The sequence below is a fragment of the Actinospineispora eucalypti genome, assembly GCF_039543365.1.
GTDB lineage: Bacteria > Actinomycetota > Actinomycetes > Mycobacteriales > Pseudonocardiaceae > Pseudonocardia > Pseudonocardia eucalypti.
In genome coordinates this window covers 163,480-177,470 of the sequence record NZ_BAABJP010000039.1, presented here as the reverse complement: position 1 = coordinate 177,470, position 13,991 = coordinate 163,480, and the positions used below count along the sequence as shown (strand labels likewise).

At 73.0% G+C, this 13,991-nt stretch carries 13 protein-coding genes; 3 read left to right on the top strand and 10 right to left on the bottom strand.

Going from position 1 to position 13,991, the window contains the following annotated elements; all coding sequences use genetic code 11:
* The first annotated feature begins 169 nt into the window (after window positions 1-169).
* Window positions 170-505 carry a FliH/SctL family protein gene (locus tag ABEB12_RS30610; RefSeq protein ID WP_185065387.1) on the top strand — a complete coding sequence of 112 codons (336 nt, stop codon included), beginning with the start codon at window positions 170-172 and terminating at the stop codon, window positions 503-505.
* Between the two features lie 78 nt (window positions 506-583).
* On the opposite strand, the gene ABEB12_RS30605 is transcribed toward ABEB12_RS30610, so the two are convergent.
* Both ABEB12_RS30605 and ABEB12_RS30600 read right to left on the bottom strand, forming a co-directional pair.
* Window positions 584-2,233, bottom strand: coding sequence for an FAD-dependent oxidoreductase (locus ABEB12_RS30605; RefSeq protein WP_185065386.1), 1,650 nt, complete (start codon window positions 2,231-2,233; stop codon window positions 584-586).
* 4 nt (window positions 2,234-2,237) lie between these two features.
* Window positions 2,238-3,131, bottom strand: a complete 894-nt coding sequence (locus ABEB12_RS30600) for a hypothetical protein (protein ID WP_185065385.1) — start codon at window positions 3,129-3,131, stop codon at window positions 2,238-2,240.
* Between the two features lie 144 nt (window positions 3,132-3,275).
* Between ABEB12_RS30600 and ABEB12_RS30595 the strand changes: the two genes are divergently transcribed.
* A complete protein-coding gene (locus tag ABEB12_RS30595) occupies window positions 3,276-3,923 on the top strand; it encodes a TetR family transcriptional regulator (RefSeq protein WP_185065384.1) in 648 nt (215 codons plus the stop codon).
* A 378-nt stretch (window positions 3,924-4,301) separates the two neighbouring features.
* On the opposite strand, the gene ABEB12_RS30590 is transcribed toward ABEB12_RS30595, so the two are convergent.
* From ABEB12_RS30590 to nadA, 8 genes are all read right to left on the bottom strand, one after another.
* On the bottom strand, window positions 4,302-5,003 hold the full coding sequence (locus tag ABEB12_RS30590; RefSeq protein WP_345703276.1) for an ABC transporter ATP-binding protein: 702 nt from the start codon (window positions 5,001-5,003) through the stop codon (window positions 4,302-4,304).
* The gene (locus ABEB12_RS30585) at window positions 5,000-5,953 is read right to left on the bottom strand and encodes an oligopeptide/dipeptide ABC transporter ATP-binding protein (RefSeq protein ID WP_185065383.1); all 954 of its coding nucleotides are present in this window, start codon (window positions 5,951-5,953) and stop codon (window positions 5,000-5,002) included. Before ABEB12_RS30585 ends, ABEB12_RS30590 begins: the two co-directional genes overlap by 4 nt.
* The gene (locus tag ABEB12_RS30580) at window positions 5,950-6,876 is read right to left on the bottom strand and encodes an ABC transporter permease subunit (protein WP_185065382.1); all 927 of its coding nucleotides are present in this window, start codon (window positions 6,874-6,876) and stop codon (window positions 5,950-5,952) included. The genes ABEB12_RS30585 and ABEB12_RS30580 overlap by 4 nt, the downstream gene beginning before the upstream one ends.
* Entirely contained in the window at window positions 6,869-7,852 is a 984-nt protein-coding gene (locus ABEB12_RS30575) for an ABC transporter permease subunit (RefSeq protein ID WP_185065381.1), read from the bottom strand. The genes ABEB12_RS30580 and ABEB12_RS30575 overlap by 8 nt, the downstream gene beginning before the upstream one ends.
* Window positions 7,849-9,453, bottom strand: a complete 1,605-nt coding sequence (locus tag ABEB12_RS30570; RefSeq protein ID WP_185065380.1) for an ABC transporter substrate-binding protein — start codon at window positions 9,451-9,453, stop codon at window positions 7,849-7,851. Before ABEB12_RS30570 ends, ABEB12_RS30575 begins: the two co-directional genes overlap by 4 nt.
* A gap of 204 nt (window positions 9,454-9,657) precedes the next feature.
* Complete coding sequence (gene nadC, locus ABEB12_RS30565; RefSeq protein WP_185065379.1) at window positions 9,658-10,536, bottom strand: carboxylating nicotinate-nucleotide diphosphorylase; 879 nt, start codon at window positions 10,534-10,536, stop codon at window positions 9,658-9,660.
* Window positions 10,533-12,182 carry an L-aspartate oxidase gene (locus ABEB12_RS30560; RefSeq protein ID WP_185065378.1) on the bottom strand — a complete coding sequence of 550 codons (1,650 nt, stop codon included), beginning with the start codon at window positions 12,180-12,182 and terminating at the stop codon, window positions 10,533-10,535. The genes nadC and ABEB12_RS30560 overlap by 4 nt, the downstream gene beginning before the upstream one ends.
* Complete coding sequence (gene nadA / locus ABEB12_RS30555) at window positions 12,179-13,171, bottom strand: quinolinate synthase NadA (protein WP_185065377.1); 993 nt, start codon at window positions 13,169-13,171, stop codon at window positions 12,179-12,181. The genes ABEB12_RS30560 and nadA overlap by 4 nt, the downstream gene beginning before the upstream one ends.
* Window positions 13,172-13,247: 76 nt before the next feature.
* Between nadA and ABEB12_RS30550 the strand changes: the two genes are divergently transcribed.
* A complete protein-coding gene (locus ABEB12_RS30550) occupies window positions 13,248-13,949 on the top strand; it encodes an NrtR DNA-binding winged helix domain-containing protein (protein ID WP_185065376.1) in 702 nt (233 codons plus the stop codon).
* Window positions 13,950-13,991 lie beyond the last annotated feature (42 nt).

Sequence of the window (13,991 nt, the reverse complement as noted above, 5' to 3'; positions counted from 1 at the left end):
GCGTCCCCGGCTCGGGCACTCAATTCCCGCCGAACCCACAACCGGGTCTGTATCGCCAGATCCGGCGATTTCGTTACTGAAGAATCCCTGCATTAATAACTTTGTCCGGCCCGCGCCCGCCGATAATGTCTGCCGCAACGCACCGGAACTCATCGGAGGGGATTCAGAAATGCGGAAATTCGGAACAATCGGCGCAACCGCGACGCTGTCCGCCGGCATCCTCGCGGCCATGGTGGCCGCCGCGCCGGCCGCGTACGCCGCGACCCCCACGCAGCCGGCGTCGGCGGTGGCGGGCGAGTCCAGCTCGGCCGCCGGCAGCGTCCTGACCGGCCGCGACTACCGGCAGGGCTTCCGCGAGGGCTACCGCGACGGGTTCCGCGACGGCCGGAACTCCTGTGGCCACCGGGGCTACTCGCAGCGCCGCAGCGACCGCGACCGCGGTTACGCGGATGGCTACGACCGGGGCTTCAATGCCGGCCAGCGCCAGTGCCGCTGGCACCGCTGAAGCAGCGCACGAAAATAAACTGGACAGGCCCGGGTTCTCCTTCGAACCCGGGCCTGTCGACGTATTCAGCTACGACGTTCAACCATTTCCGACGCGCGCCTTTGTCTCCGCAAATAGTGCCTTCGCCCGGCCGTCCCGATCCTCCCGGCGGAGATGCTTGATCATCGTCCGCGCGGCCAGCTGACCGGGCAGGCCGTTGATCCCGGCGATCGGGTGCGTCCCCGAACCGGACAGGAACAGCCCGGGCACCGGCGTTCGGTAGCCGGCGAACCCGGGGGCCGGCCGGCGCGGGCCGAACCGGGTGATGATCGGGTCCACGTGGTACACGCTGCCGTCGATGGCGAAGAACCGCTCGGCGATGTCCGGCTGGGCCAACGGCCGGCGGGCGATCTCCAGCGACTCGATGCCCTGGTAGTAGTGCTCGCTGTCCCGGATCACCGTCTCGGTGATCTGTTTGCGCGCCCGGTCCCAGCCGTCCCGGGGGTCGGCCGGGGTCAGCCCGGTCCAGAACCAGAACATGTCGCAGCCGTCCGGCGCCATCGAAGGGTCGAAGGCGGTCGGCACGATGGCCAGCCCCGGGATGTGCTCGGGCACGTCGCCCCGGGCACAGTCGCGCGCGGCGGCCAGGGTCTGCCGGTAGTCGTGGTAGGAGTTGCACGGCACCTTCAGGTCCAGCCCGTCGCCGCGCCACTTCTCGTGCCGGGCCATGGAGATGCGGCCGGACAGCGCCACGTTCAGCTTGTAGTCGCTGATCCCCCGGCCCTTGGTCGGGATGTGGTCCACCCGGTTCTGCAACTTGGGCGCGAGCACCCCGCGCGGGAGCAGCCGGGTCAACACGGTGGCCGGGCTGAACGCGGTGAGCACGCCCCGCCGCGCGGTGATCTCCTCACCGCCCTTGACCCGAACCCCGGTGACCCGGCCGTCGGTGACGACCAGTTCCTCCACCGGCGCACCGGTGCGCACCCGGCCACCGTGCTCGGTGAGGCATTGGATGAGCGCCGCCGGGAAGGCGCCGGTGCCACCCTCGAACATGGCCACGCCGTACTTGGACAGCACGCCCAGGTAGATCAGCGCCCAGCCACCCAGGTCGGCGTTGAACGGCATGAACGGCAGACCGATCACCAGCGCGGCCCGGATCACGTCGTGTTCGAAGTACTCCTCCAGCGCCTCGGCGTGCGAGGCGGCGGCCCACCGGCCGACCGCCGCCAGCTCCCGCCGCCCGCGCACCATCGCCCCCACCGTCTTGAGCACGGCGGACAGCGCCGGCCGGGTCGGGTTGGTCTGCATCAGCGGCAGCCCGACGGCCACCGCCGCGTCGATCACCCGGTACAGGTCCAGCAGCGCACCGGCGTCCTTGGGCGAGAAGTGCTTCAGCTCCTCGGCGGTGCGCCGGGGGTCCCGCCACAGCGCCAGCGAGGAGCCGTCGTAGTTGAGCTGCACGTGCGCCGGGTCGATCACCCGCTGGCGCAGCCCGTAGCGGCGGCTCAGCCCGAGGTCCTTGTCGATGGTGGTGGTGCGGAACAACGAGGCCTGCAGGGAGGCCTCGTTGATCCGGTACGCCGGCGCCTCGGGCGCCATCGGGTTGGTGCAGGTCATCCCGCCCGGGGTGGTGTGCGCCTCCACCACGAGCACGTCCAGCCCGGCTTTGGCCAGGTAGGCGGCCGCGACCAGCCCGTTGTGCCCGGCCCCGGCCACCACGACGTCGGCTTCCCGCATGGAGCGGTCCATCGGGTCAGTTCACCGGGGTGGACGTCGGGGTGGACGTGAGCTCGGCGCTCGGGCGCACCGCCATCCTGGCGTCCAGCCGGGCCCGGGCACCGGGCGTGAGCACCCGGTAGTAGAACATCCGGGGGAACGTCCAGTTGTGCACCGGCTCGGGCACCGCGGCGAACGAGGCCAGGAACCGGACCACGCCGACGCAGGCGACCATGGTGATCGTGGCAAAGATCCACTTGGCCCAGTCGGGCAGGTTCGAGTTGATGGACAGGATGTGCGGCCACCCGGCGGTGAAGTAGCACATCATCATGCCGGCCGGGGAGAACAGCAGGATCCACGCCATCTGGCGGCCCTTCAGCTTGGGCACCAGCCACCAGTGCAGGAAGCCCACGGTGAAGATCGCCGCGCCGTTGATGAAGCCCCACCAGTACGGGAACTTGAGCAGCGTGTACGGCTGCAGGCCGTAGTACTCGTAGATGTTCAGGTTCAGCCCGACGGTCTCCATGATCGCGTCGGTCAGGCCGCCCACGGCGAACGCCATGTAGCACTGGGTGACCGTGATGCCCTTCTTCAGCAGGTAGTAGACGAAGTAGGCCTCGAGCCCGAAGAAGGCGCCGTAGCACGGCGGGATGAGCAGCGGGATGTCGATGCCGAAGTTGCTGAACGCGGTCGGCAGGTTGTTCGCCCACCGCAGGTGGCCCAGCAGGTCCAGCATCGGCTCGGACAGCGAAGTGAGAAAACCGCTGGCCACGGCCAGCGCCGGGATCCAGTTCCGTTTCTTGAACCCGGCGTAGAGGCACCACGGGACAGCGATGAAGACGGCCGCCGCGCCGGCGAAGAAGAAGAAGAACCAGATGGCGAACTGGGTAGCGCCGAACGGCGGTGGACTGGGCAGGATGTGCGGTGGCATCTCGAGTGCGCCTCCTCGACGGTGGGGCCGCGTGCTGGGCTCGAGCCAGTTACCTAACGATGTTTTTACGGTAGCGTAATTTAATGTCGTGTCAAGACTCGTTGACGGGGGCAAATCGGTTCGATGTCCGATAGCTTTTGGGATGTGACGACGCGTTCCCCCCGGCCCAAGCGACCGGCCACCCCCCGGCGCCGCGGCCGGCCGTTGGCCACCGACGGCCCGGATGCCCGGGAGCGCATCCTGCAGGCCGCCCGCCAGGAGTTCAGCGAGGTCGGCTACGAGCGGACCAGCCTGACCAAGATCGCCGAACGGGCCGGGCTGACCCGGCCGGCGATCAACTACCACTTCAGCGGCAAGGAGTCGCTGTACGCCGCGCTGCTCGACTCGACCAGGGACGGCGTGTCCACCCCGGGGATAAAGGAGGCGGCGTCGGCAACCACGCTGGCCGGCCGGTTCTCCGCCTTCCTGGAGACGGCGGTCCGGGTGAACGCGCTGGACCGCTCCTACGCCCGGTTCATCGCCGCCTCGCTGCTCGACGCGGTGCGCCACCCGGAGCTGGAGGGCCGGGCCCAGCGGCAGATCGCCGACGTGCGCGCCTTCGTGGAACAGTCGCTGCGCACCGCGATCGCCGACGGCGAGGTACCGGCGGACTGCGACGTCGGCGCGGTCACCGAGATGCTGGTGGCGATGCTCTGGGGCATGGGCCTCTACGCCGGCTTCGTCGGCACCCCCGACCAGCTCAAGTCGGCGGTGACCCAGTTCGAGCGCCTCATCGAGGGCAAACTCTGGTAGCCCCCACCCCCCGCGAGTCGGTGCTTCCAGCACACCGAGTCGGCGCTCGCCGGCCACCCGCGCGCACCATGCGGCACTCACCCTGAGTCACCGACGAGTGGCAGGTGGGACGGTTGAGACGGCACGCGGGCTGTGCTGGGCGGCGGCCCCCGCCGAGCGCACGCTGAGTCCGGTTCCGATCAAGGAAACACCGGACTGAGCCAGCACTCGAGGACCAGCGGCGATCACACCCGATCACACTCGGTGAGGTACCCGAAGACCGCAACCGGCGGCGCCCGAGCCGGCGGACCACTTGGCCGGCGCAGTCCAAGCTGTCTTCGGAACGGCGCCCAACCGCCTGGCAACCCGCTGATTCAGCCGTCTCGGCAGGGAGGTTGGTCAGGACCAGGGGTGGAGGGTTCGGTCGGCCCAGACGTCCAGGAGGGGCTCGTCGTGGCTCACCGTCAGGACGCCGGCGCCGGTGGTGCGGGCGTAGTCGCGGACGACGCCGACCAGGGCGGCGGTGGTTGAGGCGTCGAGCATGGCGGTCATCTCGTCGCAGAGCAGATAGCGCGGGCGGGCGACCAGCGCGCGGGCCACGCAGGCGCGCTGCAGCTGCCCCTCGCTGACCTGGTGCGGCCGGCGGGTCAGCAGCTCGTCGGTGAGGCCGACCAGGTCGGCCAGCTCGTCCGGGTCCGGCAGCGGGCGGCCGGTGGCGCGCAGGGGTTCCAGCATCAGCTCGCGCAGCGTGAGCCGGGGGTCGACCGCGCGCCTCGGCTGCTGGAAAATCACGCCGATCCGGGTCCGCTGGGCACGCGGGGCGCGGTAGCGCGCGCCGGTCACCGGTTCGCCGTCCAAGGTCAGCGTGCCGGCCGACGGGCGGTGCAGCAGCGCGAGCACCCGGACCAGGGTCGACTTGCCGCACCCGCTGGGCCCTGCTACGCCTAGGACCTCGCCGGGGCGGACCGCCACGTCCAGGCCGTCCACCACCCGCTCCCCCGGCCGGTACCCGGCGACCAGGCCGGTGCCGATCAACCCGGCCCGCACGCCGGCGCCGGGCAACCCCGCGTTCATGCCGGGGTCTACCAATCCCGCGTTCATGCCGGAGCCGGGTGGCAGGCCACCGCCCGGTCGCCGTGGGCGCGCAGCTCGGAGTCGCCGGTGCAGTCCTCGCTCACCGGGCAGCGCGGACGGAACGCGCAGCCGTCGGGCAGCCGGGTCAGCTCGGGCGGGTCGCCCGGGATCGGCCGGAACCCGCCGTCCGGCAGCGCGCCGAGCAGGCCCCGGGTGTACGGGTGCCACGGCCGGTCGAACAGCGCGCCGGCCGGTCCGGTCTCCACCAGGCGGCTGGCGTACATCACGGCCAGGTCGTCGGCCACCCGGCGAACCGCGCGCAGGTCGTGGGTGACCACCAGCACCGCGTGCCCGGCCCGGGCCAGCCCGGCCAGCAGGTCCATGGTCTGCTCCACCAGCTCCCGGTCCAACCCGGCGGTCGGCTCGTCGGCCAGGATCACCTCCGGGCCGCCGACCAGCGCCATCGCCACCCCGGCCCGCTGCGCCATCCCGCCGGACAGCTCGTGCGGGTACTTCTCCAGCGCCGCCTCGTCCAGGCCCACCTGAGCGATCGCCGCCAGCGCCGCCGCCCCCGGGTCGCTCGAAGGGCGCAGCACCCGGGCCGCCTCGCGCAGTTGCCCGCCCAGCGTGCGGACTGGCGTCAGGTGGGTGGCGGCGGACTGCGGCACCAACCCGATCGCCCGGCCCCGGATCCGGTCGCGCAGCACCGGTTCCGGGGCACCCAGCAGCTCCACCCGCTCGGCCCCGGCCGACCACCACACCTCGCCGCGCACGTCCGCGTTGGCCGGGAGCAGCCCGACCAGCGTGCTGGTCAGCACCGACTTGCCACAGCCGGACTCGCCGACCAGGGCCAGCAGCCGCCCGGGACGCAGGGTGAACGACACGTCGGAAACCGCCGAGACCACCTCGCCCGAATCGATCGAGCCCCGGGGCCCCAACCAGAACCGCACCGACAGCCGGTCCACCCGCAGGCTCACAGCGCCAGCTCCGAACGCCGGCGGGGCACGCCCCGGTCCCGCCACCAGGCGGCGATCGCCGCCACCGCGAGCACCGTGGCGACCAGCAGCAACGACGGCAGCACCACCACCCACCAGGAGCCCAGCAGCACCTCCCGGCGGGCCTCGCCCAGGATGTTGCCGATGCTGGCCAGGTGCGGCGGCAGGCCGAGGCCGAGGAAGCTGAGCGCGGTCTCGTGCCACACCGCGTGCGGCAGCAGGAGCACCGAGGAGAGCGCCGCCTGCGGGATCACCGCCGGCGCGAGGTGCCGGCGCAGCACCCACGCCCGCGACGCCCCGCCGGAGATCGCCGCGTCGATGTAGGGACGGTCGCGCAGGGACAGCACCTCCACCCGGACGATCCGGGCCACGCTGGTCCAATGGGTGAGCGCGATGGACGCGATCACCGCGAGCACCGAGCCCCGGTACAGCGCCACGATGACGATGCCCAGCAACAGGTGCGGCATGGCGTTCACCGAGTCCACCACCCGCATCAGCACCCGGTCGGGCCAGCCGCCGAGCACCCCGGAGAGCGCGCCGAACAGCACCCCGACCACCGTGGAGACCACCGCGCACACCGCCGCGACCAGCAGCGACACCCGCAGCCCGAGCAGCGAGCGGACCAGCAGGTCCCGGCCCATCGCGTCGGTGCCGAACGGGTGGTCCACCGACGGCGGCCGGCGCAACGCGGCGTAGTCCATGCGGGCCTGGTCGAACCCGGTCAGCCAGGGCACCAGCAGCGCGGCCGCCACCAGCACGGCCAGGCCGCCGACGCCGACCAGCGGCCGCAGCCGGGCCCGGCCGGGCGCCCAGCGGCCCCGCGGTGAGCCGGCGCGTTCCCTGGCGGCCGGCCGCCAGGCCGGTGCCGGGCGGTCGGCCGCCCGGTCGCGGAGCAGGTCAACCATCGGCTACCACCCTCGGGTCGGTGAGCACCACCGCGACGTCGGCCAGCAGCGAACCCACCAGCACGGCGCCGGTAGCCAGCACGGCGGCCGCCGCGAGCAGCGGGAAGTCGACCGCCAGCGCCCCGGTGACCACGGCCTTGGCGATGCCCGGCCAGGAGAACACCTCTTCCACCAGCACCGCCCCGGTGACCAGCTCCGGGATCCGCGCGCCGAGCAGCGCGAGGAACGGCAGCAGCGCGGTGGGCAGGGCGTGCCGCAGCACCACCCGCCACTCCGGCAGCCCCCGGGCCCGCGCGCCGATCACGTGGTCCTCGGTGAGCGCGGTGAGCAGCGAGGCCCGCAGGTGCAGCACCAGCCAGGGCATCTGGGACACCGCCAGCACCCCGGCGGGCAGCACCAGGTGCCTGGTGACCTGCCCGAACGTCGGCGGCGCGCCCGCGTCCGTGAGCCCGGCCACCGGCAGCCAGGACAGGCCCAGGGAGAACAGCGCGATGCCACCGAGGCCGAGCACGAAGGGCGGCAGCCCCTCCAGCGAGTGCCCGACGGCGGTGACCACCCGGTCCAGCCAGCCGCCGTGGCGCCACGCCGCGACCACGCCGAGCGCGACGGCCAGCAGCACGGCCAGCCCGAGGCCCACGCCGACCAGCAGCAGGGTCCACGGCAGGCGCTCGGCGATCACGTCGGCGACCGGCTGGCGGAACGACCGACTGCTGCCCAGGTCGCCCCGCACCAGCCCGGCGAACCACCGGCCCAGCTGGGTGAACACCGAGTCGTCCAGGCCCAGGGCGGCGCTGGTCTGGGCCAGCTCCTCGGCGCTGGCGGTGAACACCCCGGCGCCGTAGTACTGGTAGATCGGCTTGAACGGGGAGGCGGCGCCGAGCAGGAACACCCCGACCGCGACCACCACCAGCACCGGCACCGCGAAGGCCGTCCGGCGGATCGCCAGGCGCCCGGCCGCCCGTACCCGGGCGCTCACTTCTTGGGCACCCAGCGCTCCACGTTCCACCACGGCCCCCAGGTGGTGCCGTGGGTGTGCGGCTCCACGACCTCCTGGTAGCCGGTCCAGTCGTCCCTGGTCACGTACGAGTGGTCCAGGAAGGCCAGGAACACGAACCCGGGCGCGGCGGTGTACTCGCGCTGCATGCGGCGCAACTCGGCCACCCTGGTCGCGGTGTCCGGCGCGGCGCGGGCCGCGTCCAGCGCGGCGTCCACCTCGGGGTTGCGGTACGAGCCGGGGTTGTTGAACCCGTCGCCGGAGTAGGACGAGTGCAGCAGCGGGTAGGACACGATCTCCGGGTCGAACGGGTTGCCCCCGCCGAGCACCACCGCGTCCGCGCCCATCCGGGGCTCGATGGCCTCCCAACCCAGCCCGGCCAGCGCCACCGCGATGCCCGCCGCGCGGGCGTCCGAGGTGAACGCCTGCGCCAGGTCCTTGCGCACCGAGTCGGTGGCCGAGTACATCAGGGTGAACTGGGCGCGCTGCCCGTCCCGCACCCGGATGCCGTCCGGGCCGGGCAGCCAGCCGGCCGCGTCCAGGATCCGGGCCGCCTCGGCCCGGTCGAACCGGAAGCCGGCCGCCGGCTCCACGTACTCGCCGAGCACCGGCGGGATAGGCGAGTACGCGGGCACCCCGTGCCCGGCCAGCAACGCGTCGATCATGCCCGGACGGTCCACCGCGTAGTTCAGCGCCAGCCGGATGGCCGGGTCGGCGGTCACCGGGTTGCCGGACGGCATGGTGATCGTGCGGTAGTCGGCCGTGCGGTGGTGCAGCACCCGGTAGTCACCCCCGACGAACGTGTCGGCCAGCGCGGGCGGCAGCACGGTGCCGTCGAACTCGCCGGACCGCATCCGCTGGGCGCGGATGTTGTCGTCCACCGCGAACACGACGACGATCTTGGAAATGGTCGGCGGGCCGCCCCAGTAGTCGGCGTTGGCCACCAGGGTCATCGAGGTGCCCCTGCGCCACTCGGCCAGCTTGTACGGGCCGGTGCCCACCGGCCGGCTGTTGACCGGCGAGTCCAGCAGCGGCCCGCCGCCGGCCAGAGCCTCGCTGGGCAGGATGCCCATGGTCAGCCGGGAGGGCAGGGTCGCCGACGGGTGCTTCAGCTCGAACCGGACGGTTCGCGGGTCCAGCTGCGTGACGCCGGCCAGGTCCCGCGAGTCGGACCGGACCGTCGAGCCGCGCGCCGGATCGATCAGCGCGCGGTAGGTGGCCACCACGTCCTCGGCGCCGAGCGTGGAGCCGTCGTGGAAGCGCACGCCCTCGCGCAGCGTGACCGTCCAGGAGCGCAGGTCCGGGGCCGGCGTGGGCAGCCGCTCGGCCAGCGCGGGCAGCATCCGACGCTGCGCGTCGTAGCTCACCAACCCGTCGAAGATCTTCGACGCGCCCTCCTGGGCGTAGCCGAGCAGCGGGTTCAGCGCCTCGTCCTCGTAGGAGTCGGCGAGCACGATCGTGGAGCCGTCACGGGTGTCGCCCCGGCCCGCGTTCTCGGTCGGCCCCGCGCAGGCCGCGACCGCACACACCACCACCGCCCCGGTGATCAGCGCGCGGACCGGGTCCCACGATCGTCGCACCATGCGCCGACGCTAAGCACTATCGCCCATAATTGGCAATAGCTACCACCAACCAACAACCTCGCTGAGACCCCCCTCACCCCGCCATATCGCGGATCTCACCAGGCCATATCGCTGGTTGCGCCACGCCGTATCGCTGGTTTCCGCGCGACATAGGCTGTCATAAGCCGCGACATGGCCTGGTAAGGCCCGCGATACGGGGTGGGGTTATTCGGCGGTTAGGTCTAGGCCCAGGTCCAGGGCGGCGACGGAGTGGGTCAGGGCGCCGGCGGAGAGGTACTCCACGCCGGCTTCGGCGTAGGCCCTGGCCACGTCGGGGGTCATCCGGCCCGACACCTCGAACCGGGTGCGCGCGCCGAGCACCGCGCGCCGTCGCACGGCGGCGGCCGCCTGCTCCGGGGTGAAGTTGTCCAGCAGCACCAACTCCGCGCCGGCGGCCAGCGCCTCGTCCAGCTGGGCCAGCGAGTCCACCTCGACCTCACAGCTCAGCTCGGGCGCCCTGGCCCGGGCGGCGGCCAGCGCGGCGGTCACCGATCCCGCCGCGACCACGTGGTTGTCCTTGATCAGGACGGCGTCGCCGAGGCCCAGCCGGTGGTTGGTCCCGCCGCCGCAGCGCACCGCGTACTTCTGCAGCAGGCGCAGCCCGGGCAGCGTCTTGCGGGTGTCCAGGATCTGGGTCCCGGTGCCCTCCACGGCGGCCACGAAGGCGGCCGTAGCCGTGGCCACCCCGGACAGGTGGCAGAGCAGGTTCAGCGCGGTCCGCTCGGCGGTGAGCAGCCCGCGCACCGGCCCCCGGACCCGCAGCGCGGGCTCCCCCGGGGTCAGCCGGGCGCCGTCGGCCAGCTGGTCGAGCACCTGGTACGCGCCGGCCCCCAGCACGGTGTCCAGCACGGCCAGCACGGCCGGCAGGCCGGCCAGTACGCCAGGCTCTCGGGGGGTGAACGCGGCGACCGCCACCGCTTCGGCGGGCACGCAGGCCTCGGTCGTGGCGTCCGGCCCGTAGCGCAGGTCCTCGGCCAGCGCGGTGGCCACCACCCGGGCCAGGTCCTCGGCGTCCGGCGGGGCGAGCGTTCCGGCGGCGGTCACGCGGCACCCACCTGGGTCAGCTCGGCCGGGCGGACGGTCAGCTCGCCGTCCACCAGCCGTACCAGCAGGCTGCGCCGCTGGTAGGTGTCGTCGGTCTCTGGGAAGTCGGTGCGCACGTGACAACCTCGGCTCTCGGTTCGGGTGCCGGCCGCGACCAGCACGGCCTGCGCGATCAGGGTCAGCGCCGCGTCCTCCACGCCGGCCCGGTCGATGACCGGGCGCGGGAGCAGCGCGCTCTCGATGGCGTCCGAGGCGGCGGCCAGGCCGGCGCCGTCCCGGCCGATGGCGGCGCCCCAGCTCATGGTGCGCTGCACCAGGTCGCGGTCGGCGACCGGGAACACCGGCCACCCCGAGCCCGGTCCGGCCCGGTGGACCGGGGGCAGCGGGCGGGGGCCGGCCAGCTCAGCGGCCACCACACTCGCCGCGCGGCGGCCCATGACCAGGCCTTCCAGCAGAGAGTTCGACGCCAGCCGGTTCGCGCCGTGCAGGCCGCTGCGGGCCACCTCGCCGGCCGCGTATAGCCCGGGCACGGTGGTCCGGCCGGCCGGGTCGGTGAGCACCCCGCCGCACGAGTAGTGCGCCGCCGGGCTGACCGGGATCGGGTCGCGGACCGGGTCAACCCCGATCGCCGCGCAGGCCGCGTGCACCGTGGGGAACCGGGTCGGGAAGTCGGCGATGCCGGTGGCGTCCAGGTACACACACGGCGCGCCCGACGCGGCCAGCCGCCGGGCGATGGCCGCCGAAACCACGTCCCGGGGGGCCAGGTCGGCCAGCGGGTGCACACCGGTCATCACCCTCCGCCCGGCCCCGTCCACCAGCACCGCGCCGTGCCCGCGCACCGCCTCGGTGACCAGCGGGCGCCGGCCGCGCGCGCCCGGCCCGGTGTAGAGCACGGTCGGGTGGAACTGCACGAACTCCAGGTCGGCGGCCACCGCGCCGGCCCGCAGGGCCAGCGCCAGGCCGTCACCGGTCGCGGTGTCCGGATTGGTGGTGCTGGCGAACAGCTGGCCGTAGCCGCCGGTGGCCAGCAGGACCGCGGGGGCGTGCACGATGCCGGGGTGTCCGCGTTCGTCAAGGACGCGGACACCCACGGCTTGTGAGTGGCGAGTGTGGCTATAGCCATACTCGCCACTCACGGGTTGCTCGCCCCCGCCGAGCAGCACCTGAACGGCCAGGTGTTCGGCCAGGATCGGCACCTCGCCGGCCGCCGCGAGCAGCGCCCGCTGCACCTCGGCGCCGGTCGCGTCGCCGCCCGCGTGCACCACCCGGAACGCGGTGTGCCCGCCCTCCCGGGTGAGCGCCAGACCGCCCGGAGCCGGGTCGAACACCGCGCCCCGGCGGCGCAGCTGGGCGACCGCGGCCGGACCGTCGGCCAGGATGGTGGCCACCGACTCCGGGTCGGCCAGCCCGCCGGCGGCGGCCAGCGTGTCGGCCACGTGCTTGCGCACCGAGTCACCCGGCTCGTGGCCGTCCTCGAGCACCACCGCGATGCCGCCCTGCGCCCACCGGGTGGACCCGGCGTCCCGCGCGTCCTTGGTCACCACCAGCACGCGAAGGCCCAGCTCACTGGCCTCCAGCGCGGCGGTCAGCCCGGCCACCCCGCTGCCGATGACCACCAGGTCGGCATCGGCCTGCCACGGGTTCACTCCCCACCGCCCGGGCGGCCGATCTCGATCATCCGCCGCACCGAGGCCCGCGCCCGCTCGGCGGTGTCCGGGTCGACGTGCACCTCGTCCCGGCCCTCGGCCAGCGCGCGCAGCAGCTTCTCCGGAGTGATCATCTTCATGTAGTGGCAGGAGGCGCGGTCGTTCACCGCGCGGAAGTCCACCTCGGGGGCCGCCCGGCGCAGCTGGTGCAGCATGCCCACCTCGGTGGCCACCAGCACCGAGCGCGCCTTGGTCTCCCGGGCCGCGTCCAGCATGCCGCCGGTGGACAGGATCTTCACCCGTTCCGGCTCCACCGCACCGGCACCGGCCAGGTACAGGGCCGACGTGGCGCAGCCGCACTCCGGGTGCACGAACAGCTCGGCGCTGGGGTCCTCGGCGGCCCGCGCGGTCAGCTCGGCACCGTTGATGCCCGCGTGCACGTGGCACTCCCCCGCCCAGACGTGCAGGTTCTCCCGACCGGTGATCCGCCGCACGTGCGCGCCCAGGAACTGGTCCGGCAGGAACAGCACCTCCCGATCGGCCGGGATGGAGGCGACCACCTCGACCGCGTTGGACGACGTGCAGCACACGTCGGTCTCGGCTTTCACCTCGGCGGTGGTGTTCACGTAGGAGACCACGACCGCGCCCGGGTGCTGGGCCTTCCACTCGCGCAGCTCGGCCGCGTTGATCGAGTCGGCCAGCGAGCAGCCGGCGGCGGCGTCCGGGATGAGCACGGTCTTCTCCGGGGCGAGGATCTTCGCCGTCTCCGCCATGAAGTGCACGCCGCAGAACACGATGGTGCTCTGCTCGGCGGCGGCCGCGATCCGGGACAGCGCCAGCGAGTCCCCGGTGTGGTGGGCCACGTCCTGGATCTCGGGCAGCTGGTAGTTGTGCGCCAGCACCACCGCGTCCCGCTCGCGTGCTAATCGCCGGACCTGGTCGGCCCAGTCCACGCGCAACCCCGGCGCGCCTACTTCGGTGATCGTCACGGTTCCTCCTCACCGGCCGGGCGGCCGGTTGACCCCGCCGTTCCCTTCGCGGGGTTTTCGCCTTATAGTCGAAAACATGCCCGATGTTACCAGCGAGAGAACAGAAACGGACCACGAAGTTCTGGCCGCCGTCCTGCAGATCCGCTCCGAGACGCTTCAGGTGTTGCTCTGGCAACGTGCGCAACAGCCGGATCGGGGTCGCTGGGCGCTTCCCGGCGGGCTCCTGGGGCACGACGAGGACGTGCAGACCTCGATGCTCCGTCAGCTCGAGGACAAGGTTGACGTGCGGGAAGTCGCGCACATCGAGCAGCTCGGGGTGTTCAGCGAGCCGAGGAGGGTGCCCGGCATCCGGCTGGTGGCGACCACGTTCCTGGGACTGGTGCCGTGTGACGCGGATCCCACTGTGCCCGAGGACACCCGGTGGCACCCGGTGGCCGAGCTGCCACCAACCGCCTTCGACCACGCGGAGATCGTGCGCGACGCGCGGGACCGGCTGAGGGCCAAGCTGTCGTACACCAACCTGGGCTTCGCGCTGGCACCCCAGGAGTTCACCATCTCGGAGCTCCGCGAGCTGTACGTGAGCGCACTCGGCCACCCGGTCTCGGCCACCAATCTGCAACGGGTGCTCGCCCGGCGCGGCGTACTGGTGCCCACCGGCGAGGTGGCGCCGCCCGGGCCGACCGGCGGCCGGCCGGCCGCGCTTTTCCGGTTCGCCGAACGGCGGCTGCGGGTGACCGACGCGTCGGCGGTGCTCCGGCCACCCAACGTCGGGGATTGACCCGACCGGGCCGGCCGCGTTTCACCCACACCGGCAACACCG